A 17,355-nucleotide genomic window follows, 5' to 3' on the forward strand; every position below is an offset into this window, starting at 1 on the left:
ACCCCTGCCCCAGCTCGCCGAGCACGGCGTCGTCACCGACCCGCACCCCGTCCAGGACCAGCTCGCCGGTCGACTGGCCGCGCAGGCCGAGCTTGCCCTTGATCTCCCGGTGCGTGAAGCCCTCGGTGTCCGTCGGGACGAGAAACGCGGTTACGCCACGCGGCCCCGGCTCGCCGGTGCGGGCGAAGACGAGCGCCAGGTCGGCCCAGGTGCCGTTGGTGATGAACATCTTCGAGCCGTTGATCACATAGGCGTCGCCGTCGCGGACCGCGCGGGTGGCGAGGTTGCCGGCGTCCGACCCGGTGCCCGGCTCGGTCAGGCCGAAGCAGCCCACCGCGTCACCCGCGGCGAGCCGGGGCAGCCAGGCCCGCTTCTGCTCCTCGTTCCCCCAGGAGGCGATGGTCTTGGCGACCAGGCCGAGCGAGACGGAGACGATGCCGCGGACGGAGGAGTCGCCGCGCCCCAGCTCCTCGGTGACCAGACAGTACGTCAGGTGGTCGCCGCCGGAGCCGCCGTACTCCTCGGGGATCGTCAGGCCGAGGAAGCCGACCGCGCCGAGCTTCTTCACGATCCCCCGGTCCACCTCCTCGGCCCGGTCCCAGGCGGTCGCGTACGGGGCGACCTCGCGCGCGACGAAGTCCGCGGCGAGCCGCCGTGCGGCTTCCTGCTCCTCGCTCAGCTCCAGGTTCATGCGACGCCCCTCGGTCACCCGCGGCGTTTCCCGCCGCATTTAATTATCACTGCTAGTTTTAAGCTGCCCGCCTACTATGTGCGCCATGGCCCGACCGCGCAAGCCCCTCCTCAGCCGAGACCGGATCGTCGAGACGGCCGGCGCGCTCGTGGACGCCGACGGCCTGGCGGCCCTCTCCACCCGGCGGCTCGCGGCCGAACTGGGCGTCAGCGGCCCCTCCCTGTACAACCACTTCCGCACCAAGGACGAGATCCTCGACGCGGTCGCCGACGCGGTCAGCGCGAAGATCGACCTGTCGATGTTCGACGCGGCCGACGGCCGGGACTGGCGAAGCGCCCTGCACGACTGGGCCGTCTCCTACCGGGCCGCGCTCGCCGACCACCCCCACGTGGTGCCGCTGCTCGCCCAGGGCCCGGGCCGCCGCCCGGCCGGCCTCAAGGTCGCCGACGCGGTGTTCGGCGCGATGGTCCGGGCCGGCTGGCCGCCCGCCCAGGCCACGTACATCGGCGCGCTGATGCGGTACTTCATCACCGGCTCGGCGCTCGGGTCCTTCGCGCAGGGCTTCGTGAACGACGAGACCGCGTACGACCCCGCCGACTATCCTCACCTCGGCCAGGCGCACCTGCTGTCGGAGCGCAGGGAGAAGGTCGACGAGGGGGCGTTCGAGACCGGATTGCGGGCGCTGCTCGACGGGCTGGCGCTGCAGTACGAGACGGGGGCACGGGGGCAGTGGGCGGGGCGGAGTTCATAGCGGCCGTACGGGGCGGCGACGCGACGGCGATCGAGCGGCTGATCGAGGCGGGCGCCGACCCTGACACAGTGGCGGAGGACGGCCTTCCGGTGCTGTGCGCGGCGATCGCGGCGTACGACGCGGAGCTCGCGGAAGCACTGGTGCAAGGCGGCGCGGACCCGGATCGGCCGCTGCCGGACGGGACGACCCCGCTGCTGCGGGCGATCGAGAGCGGATCGCCGGCGGTCTTCGGGTCGGTGCTGGGCAAGGAACCGCGGCTGCGGCTCTCGGAGCCCGAGCGGGAGCGCTGTCTGGCCGCCGCCCGGAGCCGGTACGAGAGATGCCTGGCGGCATCCGGCGAGCGGGTGAGGATTCCGGACGGCGACTACAGGCAGGTCGACGAACTCACGCTGGACGGACGCACGGTACGAGCCGGGCACGGGGCGATCCTGACCGAGCTGGAGTGGGCGTTCCGCATCCTCACCCCCGTGGACGAGTTGGCGGCGCGGGCCGTGGTGCACCCGGACTGGGAGCACGTGGACTGGTGGGCGGCACAGTGGGTGCTCACCCAGCGGCGCAGCAAGGAGACCTGGTCCGCGGTCGCGGCGCTGCGGCGTCATCCCGACGCGGACCACCGGAGGTTCGCCGTGGACGTCCTGCGCTGCTACAGCCTGTTCCAGGGCAGCGGCATGAACTCCTACGAGAAGGAGACGAACGAACTCCTCGCGGCCTGGGCGACGGAGGAGACGGACGCCTCGGTCCTCGCCGATGTGCTCGAAGCATGGGCGGGCGAGTACGACCACCCGGCCCAAGCGGCCGTCGGACTGCGGTACGTCGACCACCCGCACCCCGCGGTCCGCCGCGCGGTTGCCGACTGCCTGCACGAGAGCCCCCTCGGCCCGCGGACCCGGGGAGCGCTGCTGACCCTCGCCGGGGACGAGGAGACCGAGGTGCGCGCTGCCGCGTGCCGGGCTCTGGGCTCGTTCCACGACGGCTCGCCCGAGGTCGGGCAGGCGCTGCTCGCGCTGGCCCGCGACCCCGACGCGGACGTGCGAGGGGTGGCCGCGGAGGTTCTGGCCGAGGGCGACGACCGTGATCCGGCCGTCGCGGACGCCCTGGTCGCGCTGCTCGACGAGGAGACCCAGCTCGTGCGGGTGATCGCCGCGTACGGCCTGTCCCGGCGCGACGACCCGCGCACGCTCGCGGCGATCGAGCGCGTCGGACCGCAAGAACCCGGATGGGGGCCGGACCACCGCTGGAACGGGCTGCGGGACTGGCAGTGGAAGCGCGAGAACGGTTCGGCCGCCGCCGAACGGTAACTGCGGCATCCTGGGGCCATGGCCTCCCGCGACCTTGCCGCCCTCGCGTCCCTCTTCGCCGACGAGACCCGCGCCGCGATCTGTCTCGCCCTGCTCGACGGGCGGGCCTGGACCGCCGGTGAGCTGGCCCGGCACGCCGGCGTCGCAGCCTCGACAGCCAGCGAGCACCTGGGCAGGCTCGTCGCGGGCGGGGTGCTGGCCGAGGAGCGGCAGGGGCGGCACCGATACGTCCGGCTCGCCGACCCCGGGATCGCGCATCTCGTCGAGGACCTGGCCGCGCTCGCCGCGCCCGCCGTGCCGGAGCCGCCGAGCGGACTGCGGGCCGCGAGCGCGGGGCGGGCGCTGGCCCGGGGGCGTACCTGCTACGACCATCTCGCCGGACGCCTCGGCATCGCGATCACCGACGCGATGACGGAAGGCGGACTGCTGCGCCAGGACACCGGGTTCGCGCTCACCGACCGGGGCGTGGCCTGGTTCGGGGGGCTCGGGATCGGGCTGGTCGCCAAGGGGCGGCGGCCGATGGCTCGCGGCTGCCTCGACTGGACCGAGCGCAGGCCGCACCTGGCGGGGACCGCGGGCGCGGCGCTGTGCGCGCACGCGCTGGACGCCGGGTGGTGCGTACGGATCGGCTCCGAGCGGGCGGTGAAGGTCACCGCGGAGGGCGAGCGGGCGCTGCACGAGACGCTGGGGATCGAGGCCCCCGCGCTGCACTGACGTCCCGTCACACCGTGAGCAGGCTCCGCGCGAGCCGGGTGAGGGACTCCGCGATCCGCTCGTGCGAGAGCCCGCGCTCGAAGCGCTGGAAGCGGTAGAGCTCGGGGGCCAGAGGGGCCAGCACGATGTCGATCAGCGCGTCCGAATCTGCCGCACCGGCGTCGACGAGCAGCGTGCGGACGTGCACGCGCCAGAAGCCGTACGCGCCGGTCTCGAACCGGGCCTGTCCGGTCTCCGCCCCGAGCGCCAGCGGCAGGTGATGCCGCAGCAGGTCGAGCATCGCCAGGTAGAAGGCGGCGAGGCGCTCGGCGGGCGGCGCGCCCGGGCCCAACGGAGGCGGTCCGTAGACGAGTTGCTGCTGGAGTCGGCGGTCGTGCTCGTCGAGCAGCGCCACCGCGATCGAGGACGGGTCGGGGAAGCTGCGGTAGAGCGTGGCCCGGCCCACGCCGGCCGCCTTCGCGACGGCGTCCATGGTGACCGTGCCGGGGTCCCGTTCGGCGAAGAGCCGCTCGGCGGCGGCCAGGATCTGCTCGCGATTGCGCACCGCGTCCGCACGTCGGCGCGGCGCGGCCGCCCGGCCGCGCGGTTCGTCCTCACCCATGGCCCCGGCCTTCTCAGTCATGGCCCCGACCTTACTTCCCCGCCCCAGCTAAGTGGACACCTTGTCCGGTTGCCGGGATCGTGGCACTCTAAGTGGACACAGCGTCCACTTATCTGTCGGCGGGGGCTCCGCCTGCCCACGCCCGGGGAGACTCAGATGCACACCGCGCTTCTCGCCGCGGCCCTGTTGGTCGGCTGCCTTCTTGCCGTCCAGGCCTCGGCGAACCTCCAGCTCAACTCGGCCGTGGGCACCCCGTACGGGGCCTCGACCCTCCAACTCGGCGTGGCGACCGGGCTGCTCACCGTCCTCGCGCTCGCCGCCGGCGCGCTCGGCGCGCTCGGCCGGCTGCCCGACGTCGAGGGCTGGATGCTGCTGGGCGGGCTCGCCAGCCCGCTCTACATCACCAGCGGCATCCTGCTCTTCCCCAGACTCGGCGCCCTCGCGGCCGTCGGCCTCTTCGTCACCGGCCAGATGTTCGCCTCGCTCGCGCTCGACCTCTTCGGCCTGCTGGGCCTGGAACGCCGGGCCCCGAGCGCCGGCGTCGTCCTCGGAGCCGTCGGCGTGCTCGCCGGGATCGTCGTGATCATCCGAGCCCAGCGGGCCGCCGGACCGGCCGGCGGCCCCGCGATCTCCCGCGCCGGCCGGCTCGGCTGGCCCGCGCTCGGCGTGCTCGCGGGCGCGGTGCTCCCGGTACAGGGAGCCGTCAACGCCCGGCTGCGCGCGCGGCTGGAGGAGCCGCTGGCCGTGGCCGTGGTCAGCTTCGCGGTGGCCACCTTCGCCATCGCCGTGGTCCTGCTCGTGCTGTACGCGACCCGGCGCACGCCGAAGCCGCAGGTCGCGCCGCTGCGGCAGATGCCCTGGTGGGGATGGCTCGGCGGGGCCTGCGCCGCCGCCTACGTCACCGGCACGTTTCTGCTGATCCCGGCCATCGGCGCGGCCGTCACCGTCGCGCTCACCGTGACCGGCCAGCAGCTCACGTCCGCGCTCATCGACCACGGCGGCCTGTTCCGGCTGCCCCGACGGGCGCTCACCGGGCCGCGTGCGACCGGCCTCGGACTGCTGCTCGCCGGCTCGCTCGCCATCCAGCTGGCCTGAATCCCACCGCACACACTCACCTTCAGGAGCGACTCATGTCCCGTACCACCGCCCCCACCTCGCCCACCCCGCCCACCGGAGTGCTCACCGTCTACTCCGACATCTGGTGCTCCTTCGCGCACATCGCCGTGCACCGGCTGCACACCACCCGCGCCCGGCTCGGCCTGGAGGACCGGGTCCGCTTGGACCTGCGCGCCTTCCCCTTGGAGCTGCTGAACGACGCCCCGAGCCCGCGGCCCGGCACGGACAGCGAGGTGGCCCGGATGGCGAGCCTGGAGCCCGACGCGGGCTGGCAGTTGTGGCAGGCGAAGGACTGGCTCTACCCGTCGACCACGCTGCCCGCCCTGGAGGCGGTGCTCGCCGCCAAGGAGCAGAGCCTGCACGCGTCGGAACAGCTCGACCTCGGCCTGCGCCGCGCCTTCTGGGCCGAGTCCCGGTGCATCAGCAACCGCAAGGTGATCCTCGACGTCGCCGCCGCCACCGGCGCGGTGGACGTCGCGACGCTCACCGCGGCGCTGGACGACGGGCGGGCCCGCGCCGATCTGGCGGACCACGCGCGTCTGTCCGCCACCGACGCGATCACCTGCAGTCCCCACCTGTTCCTGCCGGACGGCACGGACCACGCCAACCCGGGCATCGAGGTGGGCTGGCAGGGCGCTTACGGCGTCGGCTGGCCGGTGATCGAGGGCGACGACCCGAAGGTGTACGAGGACATCCTGCTGCGGGCCGCCGGCGCTCAGGAGGTCTGACGGGGGAAGACGACCAGCGCCCGGCCGCCCTTGCCGGCGAGCATGTTGTCGAACGCGCCCGGGATGCCGTCCAGGGTGATGCGCTCGGTGATCAGGGCGCTCAGGTCGAGGCGGCCGGCCCGGATGTGCTCGGCGAGGACCGGCAGGTCGCGCGCGGGGTCGGAGTTCCCGTACACGCAGCCGGAGAGGGTACGGCCCCAGTGGAACAACTCCAGGGCGTTGAAGGTGACTTGCTGGTCCTTGCCGCCGATGCCGACGACCGTGGTGCGGCCGCCGCGCCGGGTGGAGTCCCAGGCGGTACGGATCGTGGCGGCGCGGCCGACGCACTCGACGGCCACGTCCGCGCCCCGGCCGCCGGTCAGCCGCCGGACGTCCTTGGCGGTCGTCTCGGACGCCACCACGTACGCGGTCGCCCCGGCCGCCGTCGCCAGGGCCTCCTTCTCCGGCGAGACGTCGACCGCGACGATCGGGCCCGCGCCCGCGATCCGGGCGGCCTGCAGGGTGGCGAGCCCGACGCCGCCGACGCCGAAGACCACCACCGACTCGCCCGCCCGCACCCGGGCGGAGTGGTGCACCGCGCCCCAGCCGGTGAGGACGGCGCAGCCGAGCAGGGCGGCGTCCTCGAGCGGGACGCCGTCCGGCACGGGCAGCACGCAGTTGGCGGCGACCACGGTCTCCTCGGCGAAGGCGGCCACGTTCAGGCCGGGGTGCAGTTCGGTGCCGTCCCCGGCCACGGCGTACACGTTCCCCGCGCCGGTCAGCGCGTCGGCGCACAGCCACACCTCGCCGATCGAGCAGTGGTGGCAGGAGCCGCAGGACGGCGCCCAGTTGAGGACGACGCCGTCGCCGGGCGCGACGTGCGTGACGCCCGCGCCGACCGACACGACCGTGCCGGCCCCCTCGTGGCCGAGGACGGCCGGGACGGGCACCCGCAGGCGGCCGTTGGACAGGGACAGGTCGGAGTGGCAGACCCCGGCGGCGGCCAGGCGGACCCGCACCTGACCGGGGCCGGGCTCGGGCAGGTCGACGGCGAGGATCTCCAGCGGAGCACCCACGGCGGGCAGGACGGCGGCGCGGATCACGCGGTTGGCTCCTTCGGCTCTCAGGACAGTCAGAACTGCAGGGACTTGGTCTGCAGGTACTCCGTCAGGCCGTGCGCGCCGAGCTCGCGGCCCACGCCGGACTGCTTGTAACCGCCGAACGGCGCCAGCGGGTTGAAACGGCCGCCGTTGATGTCGACCTGGCCGGTGTCCATGCGCCGGGCGAAGGCGACGGCCTCCTCCGGCTCGCCCCACACGGCGCCGCCGAGCCCGTACACGGTGCCGTTGGCCAGGGCGAGGGCGTCCGACTCGTCCTCGTACCGCAGGATCGAGACGACCGGGCCGAAGATCTCCTCCTGCGCGATGGTCATCTCCGGCGTGACGTCGGCGAAGACCGTCGGGGCGACGTAGTACCCGGTCTCCAGCGGGGCCTCGGGGCCGCCCGCGACGAGCCGTGCGCCCTCCTCGACGCCCCGCTCGATGTAGCCGCGCACCCGCGCCAGCTGCCGGGCGCTGACCAGCGGGCCGATGCGCTCGCCCGGAACGTACTTGGCGACCGCGTCGGCGGCCAGCGCCACCGCCTCGTCGTACCGCTCGGCCGGGACCAGCATCCGGGTCCAGGCGCTGCACGTCTGGCCGGAATTGGACATCACGTTGGCGATGCCGACCGAGACGGCCTTGGCCAGGTCGGCGCTCGGCAGGATCACGTTGGCGGACTTGCCGCCGAGTTCGAGGGCGACCCGCTTGACCGCGCCGCCAGCCAGCGCGCCGATCCGCCGGCCGACGGCGGTCGAGCCGGTGAAGGAGACCAGGTCGACGTCGGGGTGCTCGGCGAGCGCCTGGCCGGCGACCGGGCCGAGGCCGGTGACCAGGTTGAAGACCCCGGCCGGGAGCCCGGCCGCGTCGACGACCTCGGCGAACAGCTGGGCGGTCAGCGGGGTGTCCTCGGCCGGCTTGACGACGATGGTGCAGCCGGCGGCGAGCGCCGGGGCGACCTTGGCGACGATCTGGTGGAGCGGGTAGTTCCAGGGCGTGATCGCGCCGACCACACCGACCGGCTCGGCGTACACGACCGAGTTGCCGACCTTCTCCTCGAAGGGGTACGAGGCGGCCAGCTCGGCGTACGAGGCGGCGACGGCGATCGGCAGTTCGGTGTGCACGGCGGAGGCGAGCTTCGCCGGGGCGCCGAGCTCGGCGGTGACCGTGGCGGCGATCTCCCCGGCGCGCTCCCGCAGACCGTCGCGGAGCGCGCCGAGGAACGCGGCCCGCTCGGCGGGCGGGGCAGCCGCCCAGCCGGGCAGCGCGGCGCGGGCCGCGCGCACGGCGGCGTCGACGTCCTCGGCCGCGCCGGCCGGGACATGCCCGATGAGCTGCTCGTCGGCGGGGTTCAGCACGGCGATCGTCTCGGCGGAGACGGCGGGACGCCATGCTCCGCCGATGTACAGGGCGTCGTGGGCCTTCATCCGCTGGTCTCCTTCTTCGCCGGGCACCTGCCAGGCACCCAAACTAGCGCTGATAGTTTGGCCGGCGCCAGAGCCCCCGGACGTGCCCCCGGTCTCAGAAGTCGGCCCGGACCGGCCCGTCGAGCCGGCCCACCGACTCCTGCGCGAAGGCCTTCTCGTACGCCTCCCTGATCAGCTCGATCAGCGGATCGCGGACGCCGGTCTCCGTCTGCGGGTACAGCAGGATCAGCTCGTAGCTGCGCTCCCGTTCGATGGCGCCGTTCCGGTCCCGCCACTGTCCACGGCCGTCCTGCACCGTCAGGCCGTCCGGGAAGCGCGGCGTCACCTCCTTGTCGATGAAGGCCATGAACTGCTGGTCGGTGACGGCCGGGCCGCCGTCGGGGCGCTCGGTGCCGAACAGCAGCCGGGTCTCCCGGAAGGCCTTGCCGCGGACCGCGGCGGTGGTCACCGCGCCGCCGGGGGCGGTCGGCTCCTCGCCGAGCGTGGCGTACGCGGTGGGTGCGCCGAGCAGCAGGAGGCCGCCCGCGACGGCGAGGGCGAGACGGGTGCGGGAGGAGGGGAGAGCGCGAGTCATGCGGGGTTCCTTGTCGAGGTGCGGGGACGGTGTCGGTGACGGCGTCGGTGTCCGTGCGGTGACGGAGCGTCACACACTCTGTCAGGCCCGGGGCTTGGGCCGGGACAGCCCCGCCGCTCCATGGCCGGTAATTCCCCAGTAACGGCCGGGTCCTGGCGTCCGCGACCGAGCCCGCCCCGCCGTCCGGACACCGTCCCGCCCGGCACCGGCGGCGGGGCGCCGGCTTCCCCCGTGCCAGCGATGGAGGAGCCACCGACATGCACCTGCCCCGCTCACCCCTCAGGCGCGGAGCCACCGCCTGGGCCGCGGTCGCGGTCACCGCCGCGGCCGTCCGGCGGGCCGCGCCGGTGGCGCACGCCCGCCGGGTCACCCGTTCCGCGTGACCTCCGTCAGGTGGCCGTAGACGTCGACGGCGTGGTCGGGGTCGAGTGCGATGACCCGGACGCGCGGGGCCGTGCGGGTGGGTTCCTCGTGGGGGACGGCTGGGGTGGTGTGGGTGCGGACCTCGTCGATGGTGAAGACGGCTGTCAGGCCGTCGGCGCGGCTGACGCGGACCGTGTTGCCGCGTTGCAGCGCGCCCAGGCCGTGCAGGACGCCGGGACCGCCGTGGCCCACGACGACGGCGGTGCCCGGTTCGCCGGGGCTGGGGCCGTTCGCGTACCAGCCGACGGCCTCCGGGTCGGCCGGTGGCGCGGTGGCGGCGCGGGGCAGGGGGACGATCGACGCCTCGACGGTGATCCCGGGGAGCGCGAGCAGCGTGGCGGTGGAGCGGCCGAGGGGGGCCGGGGCCGCCCCGCCGGGTTTGTGGTCGGCATTGACGGCGGCGGCCGGTGCGGCGGCGCCGTCGGAGTCCTCGCCCACGGACCACCAGCAGACGCCGGCGACCAGGACGGAGCCGAACGCGGCGGTACGGACGAGCCGGATCAGGCGGCGGCGGCCGTGCGCGGGCCGGGGGCTAGGCCGGCTCATCGTCGCGGTGGCGGGTGCGGTGGGCGAGGACGAAGCCGGCGCCGCCGGCCAGCAGTGCTGCGATGCCCGACCCGATGCCGAAGACGGTGCTGTCCTCGTCGGCCAGGTCTTCGGCGGCCGTGACGCGCCGCGTGGGGACCTCTCCCGCAGGGGCGGGCGCGGCCGCCGCTCGGGCGTGCGGCGGCGCGGCGTTGCCGTTCTTCGCGTCGCCGCCCCTGCCGGCGCCCGGGCAGGAGACCGTGAACGCCTTGTGCGTACCGACGCCTTCGGCGCCCTCGCGGGCCCATCCGAGCCGGTAGGCGCCGTCGGGGAGGGCGAGCCGGCTGGTCTGACCGCTGCCGCCGGCCAGGCTGATTCGGCCGGCGACGCTGTGGCCGTCGGTTTCGTGCGGCTGCGGGGCGATCTTCCAGGAGACCGCGTCGAGGACGCCGAACCCGGCGGCGACGAGGTAGAACGCGCAGACCGAAGGTTCGGTGCGCGCGTCATCGAAGGGCGTGCCGACTTGATGGATCCGCACGTCGCCGCCCTCGCCGGGGGCGGGGCCGGGGGCCGCGACGGCGGGGACCGGGGCGGCCGCGAGCGCGGCGACGGCAGCGAGTGCCAGGGGGCGGACTGTCGGGGGACGAACGGACAGGGGACGGGCGGACATGCGGAATTCCTCCAGCCGTGGGGACGTCGGATGGATCAACCGGTGATCTGACTATCCGTCACAAAAGAACTACGGAGGGTGGCCGCAACGCGTGCCACCCTCCGTAGTCCGCCCGTTCGGCCGATGGCCGCCCCCGGCGGGGTCAGACGATGCCGAAGAGGATCCCCGCGGCGAGCACCACGAGCGAGGTCAGCGCGGCCCACTTCACGGTGAAGCGGGTGTGGTCGCCGAACTCGACCTTGGCCATGCCGACCAGCACGTACACGGCGGGGACCAGCGGGCTCGACATGTGCAGCGCCTGGCCGACCAGGGACGCCCGGGCGATCTCCAGCGGCGAGACGCCGTGCGCGGCGCCGGCCTCGGCCAGGACGGGCAGCACGCCGAAGTAGAAGCCGTCGTTCGACATGAAGTACGTGAGCGGCAGGCTCAGCACGCCGGTGACCAGGGCCATGTGCGGGCCCATGCCTTCGGGGATCGCGCCGACGAGCCAGTTGGCCATGTGCTCGACCATGCCGGTGCCGGTGAGGACGCCGGTGAAGACGGCGGCGGCGAACACCATGCCGGAGACGTTCAGGACGTTGTCCGCGTGGGCGGCGATCCGCGCCTTCTGGTCGGCGACCTTCGGGAAGTTGACGGTGAGCGCGAGGGCCGCGCCGATCAGGAAGAGCACCGGGATCGGCATGAGCTCCAGGATCATCGCCGCGAGCAGGGCGACGGTGAGGCCGGCGTTGAACCAGTACAGCTTGGGTCGCAGGGTCGGACGCTTCGGGTCGAGGACCGGGGAGCCGTCGGAGCCGTCCGAGCCGTCCCCGCCGTCGCCCGCGGGGGCCTCGGGAAGGCCGCCGCCGGTCACGGAGCCGCGCTCCACGTCACCGCCGGACGCGCCGCCGCCCGCCGTGACCAGCACGGTCTCCGTCTCCGACTCCGTGACCAGGGCCTCGTCCAGCGTGAGGTACCCGATCCGCTTGCGCTCACGGCGGCCCAGCACGTACGCGAGGGCGAAGACGAAGAGCAGGCCGACGCCGAGCGCCGGGATCATCGGGACGAAGATGTCGGCCGCGTCCAGCTTGAGCGCAGTGGCGGCGCGGGCGGTCGGGCCGCCCCACGGGAGCGTGTTCATCACGCCGTTGGCGGTCGCGGCGACACCCGTCATGACGACCAGGCTCATGCCGAGCCTCTTGTACAGCGGATACATCGCCGAGACCGTGATCATGAAGGTGGTCGAGCCGTCGCCGTCCAGGGAGACGACGGCGGCGAGCACCGCCGTGCCGACGACCACGCGCACCGGGTCGGCCTTGCAGAAACGCAGGATGCCGCGCACGATCGGGTCGAAGAGCCCGACGTCGATCATCACGCCGAAGTAGATGATCGCGAACATCAGCATGGCCGCGGTGGGCGCGAGCTTGCCGACGCCCTCGATGACGAAGTCACCGAGCTGTGCACCCTGTCCGACGAAGACGCAGAAGAGCGCGGGGATGAGGACGAGCGCCGCGATCGGCGACATCTTCTTCATCATGATCAGGACCAAGAAGGTCGCGATCATGCCGAATCCGAGGACGGTCAGCATGGAGGACACCTCACGTTCACCCTTGAACACCGCCAGAGCGGCGGTCCGGATGACCGTAGGTGCCCTCTTCTGCCGTTAACAAGACGTTGACGCGTGAGCAATAAGAGCAAAACCCCAGGTCACACGAGGGGTGCTAGGTCAGGGGCGTCAGCTCGACCGGGAAGCCGTTGAGTACGGCGGTGCCGGACAGTGGGTCGAGCCGGGAACCGTCGAGGAGCTGGTTGACGTTGACCCCGGGACGGGCCTCCGCGACCCCGAGACGGGTACCGGGCCGGTCGTGGCCCCAGCCGTGCGGCAGGCTCACGACTCCCTGACGCACCGCCTCGGTCACCTCGACCGGTACCTCCAGGGAGCCGCCGTCGCCGGTGATCCGGGCGGGCTTCCCGTCGTCGAGGCCCAGCCGGGTCGCGTCCTCGGGGTGCACCTGGAGGGTGCACCGGTTGGAGCCGCCGTTGAGGGCGGGCACGTTGTGCAGCCAGCTGTTGTTGGAGCGCAGATGGCGGCGGCCGACCAGGACCAGCGGGGCCGGCGGCTCCGTCAGTGCGCGGCGCAGCCGGGGCAGGTCGGCGGCGATCGGCGCGGGCAGCAGCTCCACGCGTCCGCTGCGGGTCTTGAGGAGCTGCGGGAGGCGGGGCCGCAGCGGCCCGAGGTCGTAGCCGTGCGGGGCCTGCTTCAGGTCTTCGAGGATCAGGTCGTACGGGCCGAGCCGGAGCATCAGGTCGAGGCGGCGCTCGGGCCCCGTACGCCCCCACAGCAGCCGGGCCTGCGTCTTCGGGTCGGCCTCGAAGAGCGGAGAGTGCGGGTCCGCGACGGCCTTGGCGAGGGTGCGCTCGACGGCGAGCTCGTCGACGGCCTCGGGCGGCGCTCCGTGCATGCCCGAGACCGCGAGGATGAGCCGGGCGTGGATCTCGCACTCGTCCATCCGGCCCTCCTCCAGCGGGACGGCGGGCGGGGAGTAGCGGGCCTGGTTGCGGACGGCGAAGGCGTTGAAGGCGAAGTCGAAGTGGGCGCTCTGGGAGGGCGGCGGCGGGGGCAGCACGACGTCGGCGTGCCGGGAGGTCTCGTTGAGGTACGGGTCGACGCTGACCATGAGGTCGAGCGAGCCGAGGGCCCGGTCGAGGCGGTCGCCGTCGGGTGCGGACAGGACCGGGTTGGCCGCGATGGCGATGAGCGCGCGGATCCGTCCCTCGCCCGGGGTGTCGATCTCCTCGGCGAGGGCGGCCATCGGGAGTTCGCCTTTGGCCTCCGGGTGGCCGGAGACCCTGCTGCTCCAGCGGCCGAGCGCGAAGCCCTTGCCGGGGCCGGCGGGGCGCGGCGCGGGGGCGGTGGCGGAGAGCGGGAAGAGCGCGCCGCCGGGGCGGTCGAGGTTGCCGGTGAGGACGTTGAGCACGTCGACGAGCCAGTTGGCGAGGGTGCCGTGGGCGACGGTGGAGCTGCCCATGCGGCCGTAGACGGCGGCGGTGGGCGCGGCGGCGAGTTCGCGGGCGACGGCGCGGATGGTGTCGGCGTCCAGGTCGCAGGCCGCGGCGACGGCCTCCGGGGTGAAGTCCCGTACCGCCGCCCGGACGTCGTCGACGCCCTCGACGTGCTCGGCGAGCCGGCCGAGGTCGGTCAGGTCCTCCGCGAAGAGGGTGTGCACGAGCGCGGCCAGCAGGAGCGCGTCGGCGCCGGGGCGGATGGCGACGTGCCGGTCGGCGAGCCGGGCGGTACGGGTACGGCGCGGGTCGACGACGGTCAGGGTGCCGCCGCGCCGGCGCAGCGCCCTGAGCCGGCCGGGGAAGTCGGGGGCGGTGCACAGACTGCCGTTGGAGTCGAGCGGGTTGGCGCCGAGCATCAGCAGATGGTCGGTGCGGTCCAGGTCGGGCACGGGTATGGCGAGGGGGTCGCCGAACAGCAAGCCGCTGGAGACGTGCTTGGGCATCTGGTCGAGCGTGGAGGCGGTGAAGAGGTTGCGGGTGCGCAGCGCGCCGAGGAGCAGCGGCGGGTAGAGCGCGCCGGCCATGGTGTGGACGTTGGGGTTGCCGAGGGCGACGCCGACGGCCTGGGGCCCGTACTCCTCGATCAGGGGCCGGATCCGGGCGGCAATGGCGTCGAACGCCTCGTCCCAGGTCGCCTCCCGCAGCGCCCCGTCCACGCGGACCAGCGGGGTGCGCAGCCGGTCCGGGTCGGCGTCGACCTCCCCGAACGCGGCGCCCTTGGGGCAGATGAACCCCTGGCTGAAGACGTCGTCCCGGTCGCCGCGCGCACCGGTGACCTTGACGCCGTCCAGGGTGAGGGTCAGGCCGCAGGTGGCTTCGCAGAGCGGGCAGATGCGCAGGGCGGTGGACGCCTCGGACGGGGCGGGCGCGGTGGGCGTGCTGGGCATGGGCTCTCCCGGGGTTTCCCTGGGGTGCGGACGTCGCGAGCATACCGACCGGTACGCACGTCCGGGAGGGGTCGACCGCCGCCCGCCCGAGAAATCAGTCGAGCACCGGCCCGAGGTAGACATGCAGCAGTCGGCGGGTCTCGGCGATCAGGGCGGGATCGCCGGACGGGTCGGTGCGGAAGGCGAGTTGAAGCAGGGCGTCCGTGGCCTCGACGCCGACGAGGACCTGGCGGCGCAGCGTCGCGTCGGAGGCCCGGCCGAGGTGGTCGGCGAGCAGCTCGCACAGGCGGTCCGCGACCAGGCGGTTGGGGTCGTCGTCACCGGCCTCGGCCGGGGCGGGGACGCCGAAGTCGACCAGGCCGAAGCCGGGCACGGTGCGCTTCATCGCGATGTACTCGTCGAGCACGGTGTCGATCGCGTCGTACGGGCCGGTCCGCGGCCGGACCGCGAGGCGGGCGCTGATCCGCTCGGCGTAGCTGTCCAGGTTGCGGTGGGCGAGCGCGTCGGCCATCGCCCGCTTGTTGCTGAAGAACCGGTACACGGAGCCGATCGGGACGCCGGCGCGGACGGCGACGGCGCGGGTGCTCAGCTGCTCGTAGCCGGTCTCGTCGAGGAGTTCGGCGCAGGCGTCGAGGATCCGGGCGAGCCGTTCGGCGCTGCGCTGCTGCACGGGGGCGCGGCGCAGCGGGTCCCGGGCAGGTTGGCGGGGGGAGGTCGGCTGGGGCACGGGGTCCATGATGCCGTTCCGGTCGGGGTCAGGCGATGAGCAGGCCGATGCCGCCGAGGGTGTACGCGATCATCAGCGCGAACAGCGGGAGCTGGCCGGCGACGGCCCGGGCGGGCGGGAAGAGCCGCACGGCGCGGTCGTGCGCGGCGACGACGCCGAGGACGTGGCCGGTGACGATCGCGGTGACCTGAAGGGCGGCGAGGCCGCCGGGGGCCAGTGGCGGGGCCGGGGCGGAGGCGTTGTCAGTGCCGAGTGCCACGATGACTGTGCGTGGTCCTTCGGTGACGAAGAGCGAGAAGTAGTGCGCGACGAGATAGCCGAGCGCGATCGGCAGGAGGGAGTGGGCGAAGGCGGTGAGGGGATGGGCGAGGGAGCGGTTCATCAGGCGCAGGGCTCCGGCGCACAGGCAGTAGAGCGCGGCGACGAGGGCGACAGCGGCGAGGAGGCCGAGGGTCGCCGTGGGGGTGCGGCCGAGGGGTGAGGTCTGGACGGCGGTGATCCAGCGCGGCGAGTCGGAGAAGCCGTCGTAAGCGGTGGAGCCGAGGAGGACGCAGACAGTGGCGACGAGACCCGGGGCGGGCGGGGTGGAGTCGAGGCCGTGCAGGGGGTTGCGCAGGACGAGTCGGCCGTCGGCGCGGCGGCCGAGCGGGGAGAGCCGGGAGAGGAGGTCGGAGTAGACCTCGAAGGGATCGGCGCGGGCGAACCAGTCGGGGCCGTACCGCGCCGCACCGAGGAAGTGGACGGCGGTGTGAGCGGCGAGGAACACGAGGAGGACGGTGGTCGACGAGGGGTCGGGGGCGACGAGTTCGAGCCAGGCGAAGACGAACAGGCCGACCGCGGCCGGCCGGATGCCCAGGCGCGCGGGGAGGACGCGGGGCGGGCGGCGGCGCGGCGGGAGGAGGGAGTGCAGGGCGCGCAGGGGACTGAGCAGACGGCCGACCGGGCCGAGGAGGAGGGAGGCGGGGACCAGGCCTACCCAGAGGAGGACGTAGACGGCGCCGGGGGCGGGGTTGTCCTCGGGGGCGTCCGGGCCGAGAAGGAGGCTCAGGAGGACGGCGAGCAGGCCGGCCGCGCCGAGCGCCCGCAGGGCGGTGCGGGTGGCGCGGGCGTCGGCGAGGCGCTGGAGCGCGCCGGGCAGGGGGCGGCCGGACCGGTCGCCGCGGAAGCGGGAGTCGGACCAGAGCAGGCCGAGGGCCAGGAAGGAGACGAACAGGGCGGCGAAGGCGCCGGCGTAGGCGTAGAAGGGGGAGATCGGCAGGTCGTGCTGGGAGCCGACGCCGTGGGCGAGTGCGCTCACCGCACCACCAGTTGGGTCAGGAGCAGCCCCGACTCGTGGGTCTCGACCTCGAAGAGGCCGGTGCGGTCGGCGGTGAGGGTGAGGGTGGCGGGCTTGCCCGCGGGGAGCGGGAGTTCGCGGTCGTAGCCGTGCACGTGGAGGGTGTCGGCGCGGTCGCTGGTGACGCGAAGGGTGATCCGGTCGCCCTTCTTCAACTCGACGCGGGACGGCGGTGGTTGGACGGTAGAACCGGTGACGGTGAGGGAGAGGGTACGGCCCGGGGCTGGGGGCTGGGCCGGGGACGTGGCCGGGGCGGGGGCCGCCGCGCCGGGGGCCAGGGCGAGGGTCGCCTCGACCGGGCGGCCGGCGACCGCCCAGACCGTGTGGTCGTCGGCGTGCAGGCGGACGGTGAGGGTGCGGGCGCCGGGCGGGACGTACGCCCAGGGGCCGTAGAGCCGGGCGGTCTCCTTGCCGTCGACGAGGAGGTGGGCGTGCCCGCGGCCGGGGACGGCCGCGCCGCCGGCACTCTCGGGGGTGAACCGGAAGCGGGTCACGTCGACTCGGAGGTTCCAGCCGCCCTCGCTGTCGGGCCGTGCCTCGGCCCGGACGGCGGGCGCGTCGGCGGCGGGGACCTCGCGGAGCCGGCGCCCGGTCCCGTCCTGCGCCGGGAGCAGGGTGCCGGTGCCGCCGACGGCCTCCTGGTGGCTGGTACCCGGCTTGTGGTGGGTGGTGGCCCGCCCGCCGCAGCCGGCGGCGAGCAGGGCGACGAGGGCGACTCCGACGACGGCGACGCCCGCGGCTCCACTCCGACGCGCCCACCCGCCGA

Annotated in this window: 18 protein-coding genes; 6 read left to right on the top strand and 12 right to left on the bottom strand. The window is 74.2% G+C overall.

The window, feature by feature from the left end; translation table 11 throughout:
- A partial coding sequence (locus VIU94_RS37830) for an acyl-CoA dehydrogenase family protein (protein WP_331918971.1) occupies window positions 1–691 on the bottom strand: 691 nt, incomplete at its 3' end.
- Window positions 692–776: 85 nt separating this feature from the next.
- On the opposite strand from VIU94_RS37830, the gene VIU94_RS37835 reads away from it, so the two are divergent.
- From VIU94_RS37835 to VIU94_RS37845, 3 genes are read left to right on the top strand one after another with little or no spacing between them, the layout of a single operon-like run.
- Entirely contained in the window at window positions 777–1,442 is a 666-nt protein-coding gene (locus tag VIU94_RS37835) for a TetR/AcrR family transcriptional regulator (RefSeq protein WP_331918973.1), read from the top strand.
- Window positions 1,421–2,740: a HEAT repeat domain-containing protein gene (locus tag VIU94_RS37840; protein WP_331918975.1), complete on the top strand. Its 1,320-nt coding sequence runs from the start codon at window positions 1,421–1,423 to the stop codon at window positions 2,738–2,740. Before VIU94_RS37835 ends, VIU94_RS37840 begins: the two co-directional genes overlap by 22 nt.
- Window positions 2,741–2,758: 18 nt before the next feature.
- Complete coding sequence (locus VIU94_RS37845) at window positions 2,759–3,454, top strand: ArsR/SmtB family transcription factor (RefSeq protein ID WP_331918977.1); 696 nt, start codon at window positions 2,759–2,761, stop codon at window positions 3,452–3,454.
- Between the two features lie 7 nt (window positions 3,455–3,461).
- Here VIU94_RS37845 and VIU94_RS37850 read toward each other — a convergent pair whose 3' ends face one another.
- Window positions 3,462–4,076: a TetR/AcrR family transcriptional regulator gene (locus VIU94_RS37850; RefSeq protein ID WP_331918979.1), complete on the bottom strand. Its 615-nt coding sequence runs from the start codon at window positions 4,074–4,076 to the stop codon at window positions 3,462–3,464.
- Window positions 4,077–4,211: 135 nt separating this feature from the next.
- On the opposite strand from VIU94_RS37850, the gene VIU94_RS37855 reads away from it, so the two are divergent.
- The gene (locus VIU94_RS37855) at window positions 4,212–5,150 is read left to right on the top strand and encodes a DMT family transporter (protein WP_331918981.1); all 939 of its coding nucleotides are present in this window, start codon (window positions 4,212–4,214) and stop codon (window positions 5,148–5,150) included.
- 35 nt (window positions 5,151–5,185) lie between these two features.
- Window positions 5,186–5,899, top strand: coding sequence for a DsbA family oxidoreductase (locus VIU94_RS37860; RefSeq protein ID WP_331918983.1), 714 nt, complete (start codon window positions 5,186–5,188; stop codon window positions 5,897–5,899).
- On the opposite strand, the gene VIU94_RS37865 is transcribed toward VIU94_RS37860, so the two are convergent.
- The 3 genes from VIU94_RS37865 to VIU94_RS37875 form a co-directional block, all read right to left on the bottom strand.
- Complete coding sequence (locus VIU94_RS37865) at window positions 5,887–6,981, bottom strand: zinc-binding dehydrogenase (protein ID WP_331918985.1); 1,095 nt, start codon at window positions 6,979–6,981, stop codon at window positions 5,887–5,889. The genes VIU94_RS37860 and VIU94_RS37865 overlap by 13 nt on opposite strands.
- A 29-nt stretch (window positions 6,982–7,010) precedes the next feature.
- Window positions 7,011–8,402 carry an aldehyde dehydrogenase family protein gene (locus VIU94_RS37870; protein ID WP_331918987.1) on the bottom strand — a complete coding sequence of 464 codons (1,392 nt, stop codon included), beginning with the start codon at window positions 8,400–8,402 and terminating at the stop codon, window positions 7,011–7,013.
- Window positions 8,403–8,496: 94 nt separating this feature from the next.
- On the bottom strand, window positions 8,497–8,976 hold the full coding sequence (locus tag VIU94_RS37875) for a DUF3574 domain-containing protein (RefSeq protein WP_331918989.1): 480 nt from the start codon (window positions 8,974–8,976) through the stop codon (window positions 8,497–8,499).
- A 257-nt stretch (window positions 8,977–9,233) separates the two neighbouring features.
- Between VIU94_RS37875 and VIU94_RS37880 the strand changes: the two genes are divergently transcribed.
- Window positions 9,234–9,359, top strand: a complete 126-nt coding sequence (locus VIU94_RS37880; protein ID WP_331918991.1) for a hypothetical protein — start codon at window positions 9,234–9,236, stop codon at window positions 9,357–9,359.
- On the opposite strand, the gene VIU94_RS37885 is transcribed toward VIU94_RS37880, so the two are convergent.
- The 7 genes from VIU94_RS37885 to VIU94_RS37915 all read right to left on the bottom strand — a co-directional run bounded on the left by VIU94_RS37885 (window position 9,343) and on the right by VIU94_RS37915 (window position 17,290).
- Window positions 9,343–9,945: a sortase domain-containing protein gene (locus VIU94_RS37885; RefSeq protein ID WP_331918993.1), complete on the bottom strand. Its 603-nt coding sequence runs from the start codon at window positions 9,943–9,945 to the stop codon at window positions 9,343–9,345. The genes VIU94_RS37880 and VIU94_RS37885 overlap by 17 nt on opposite strands.
- The gene (locus tag VIU94_RS37890) at window positions 9,932–10,594 is read right to left on the bottom strand and encodes a hypothetical protein (protein WP_331918995.1); all 663 of its coding nucleotides are present in this window, start codon (window positions 10,592–10,594) and stop codon (window positions 9,932–9,934) included. Before VIU94_RS37890 ends, VIU94_RS37885 begins: the two co-directional genes overlap by 14 nt.
- A 142-nt stretch (window positions 10,595–10,736) precedes the next feature.
- Window positions 10,737–12,161, bottom strand: a complete 1,425-nt coding sequence (locus VIU94_RS37895; protein ID WP_331918997.1) for a CitMHS family transporter — start codon at window positions 12,159–12,161, stop codon at window positions 10,737–10,739.
- A gap of 133 nt (window positions 12,162–12,294) precedes the next feature.
- Entirely contained in the window at window positions 12,295–14,526 is a 2,232-nt protein-coding gene (locus VIU94_RS37900) for a molybdopterin oxidoreductase family protein (RefSeq protein WP_331918999.1), read from the bottom strand.
- Window positions 14,527–14,620: 94 nt separating this feature from the next.
- On the bottom strand, window positions 14,621–15,262 hold the full coding sequence (locus VIU94_RS37905) for a TetR/AcrR family transcriptional regulator (protein WP_331919001.1): 642 nt from the start codon (window positions 15,260–15,262) through the stop codon (window positions 14,621–14,623).
- 19 nt (window positions 15,263–15,281) lie between these two features.
- Complete coding sequence (locus tag VIU94_RS37910; RefSeq protein ID WP_331919003.1) at window positions 15,282–16,550, bottom strand: hypothetical protein; 1,269 nt, start codon at window positions 16,548–16,550, stop codon at window positions 15,282–15,284.
- Window positions 16,547–17,290 carry a hypothetical protein gene (locus tag VIU94_RS37915; protein WP_331919005.1) on the bottom strand — a complete coding sequence of 248 codons (744 nt, stop codon included), beginning with the start codon at window positions 17,288–17,290 and terminating at the stop codon, window positions 16,547–16,549. Before VIU94_RS37915 ends, VIU94_RS37910 begins: the two co-directional genes overlap by 4 nt.
- Window positions 17,291–17,355: the final 65 nt, after the last annotated feature.

The sequence above is a fragment of the Streptomyces sp. genome (assembly GCF_036566765.1).
GTDB lineage: Bacteria > Actinomycetota > Actinomycetes > Streptomycetales > Streptomycetaceae > Streptomyces.

Bases quoted from the DNA above. Each gene is read 5' to 3' on its own strand.
- VIU94_RS37900 (WP_331918999.1), bottom strand. From the start codon at position 14,526: ATGCCCAGCACGCCCACCGCGCCCGCCCCGTCCGAGGCGTCCACCGCC.
- VIU94_RS37895 (WP_331918997.1), bottom strand. From the start codon at position 12,161: ATGCTGACCGTCCTCGGATTCGGCATGATCGCGACCTTCTTGGTCCTG.
- VIU94_RS37880 (WP_331918991.1), top strand. From the start codon at position 9,234: ATGCACCTGCCCCGCTCACCCCTCAGGCGCGGAGCCACCGCCTGGGCC.
- VIU94_RS37885 (WP_331918993.1), bottom strand. From the start codon at position 9,945: ATGAGCCGGCCTAGCCCCCGGCCCGCGCACGGCCGCCGCCGCCTGATC.
- VIU94_RS37845 (WP_331918977.1), top strand. From the start codon at position 2,759: ATGGCCTCCCGCGACCTTGCCGCCCTCGCGTCCCTCTTCGCCGACGAG.
- VIU94_RS37875 (WP_331918989.1), bottom strand. From the start codon at position 8,976: ATGACTCGCGCTCTCCCCTCCTCCCGCACCCGTCTCGCCCTCGCCGTC.
- VIU94_RS37870 (WP_331918987.1), bottom strand. From the start codon at position 8,402: ATGAAGGCCCACGACGCCCTGTACATCGGCGGAGCATGGCGTCCCGCC.
- VIU94_RS37855 (WP_331918981.1), top strand. From the start codon at position 4,212: ATGCACACCGCGCTTCTCGCCGCGGCCCTGTTGGTCGGCTGCCTTCTT.
- VIU94_RS37890 (WP_331918995.1), bottom strand. From the start codon at position 10,594: ATGTCCGCCCGTCCCCTGTCCGTTCGTCCCCCGACAGTCCGCCCCCTG.
- VIU94_RS37860 (WP_331918983.1), top strand. From the start codon at position 5,186: ATGTCCCGTACCACCGCCCCCACCTCGCCCACCCCGCCCACCGGAGTG.
- VIU94_RS37905 (WP_331919001.1), bottom strand. From the start codon at position 15,262: ATGGACCCCGTGCCCCAGCCGACCTCCCCCCGCCAACCTGCCCGGGAC.
- VIU94_RS37850 (WP_331918979.1), bottom strand. From the start codon at position 4,076: ATGACTGAGAAGGCCGGGGCCATGGGTGAGGACGAACCGCGCGGCCGG.
- VIU94_RS37835 (WP_331918973.1), top strand. From the start codon at position 777: ATGGCCCGACCGCGCAAGCCCCTCCTCAGCCGAGACCGGATCGTCGAG.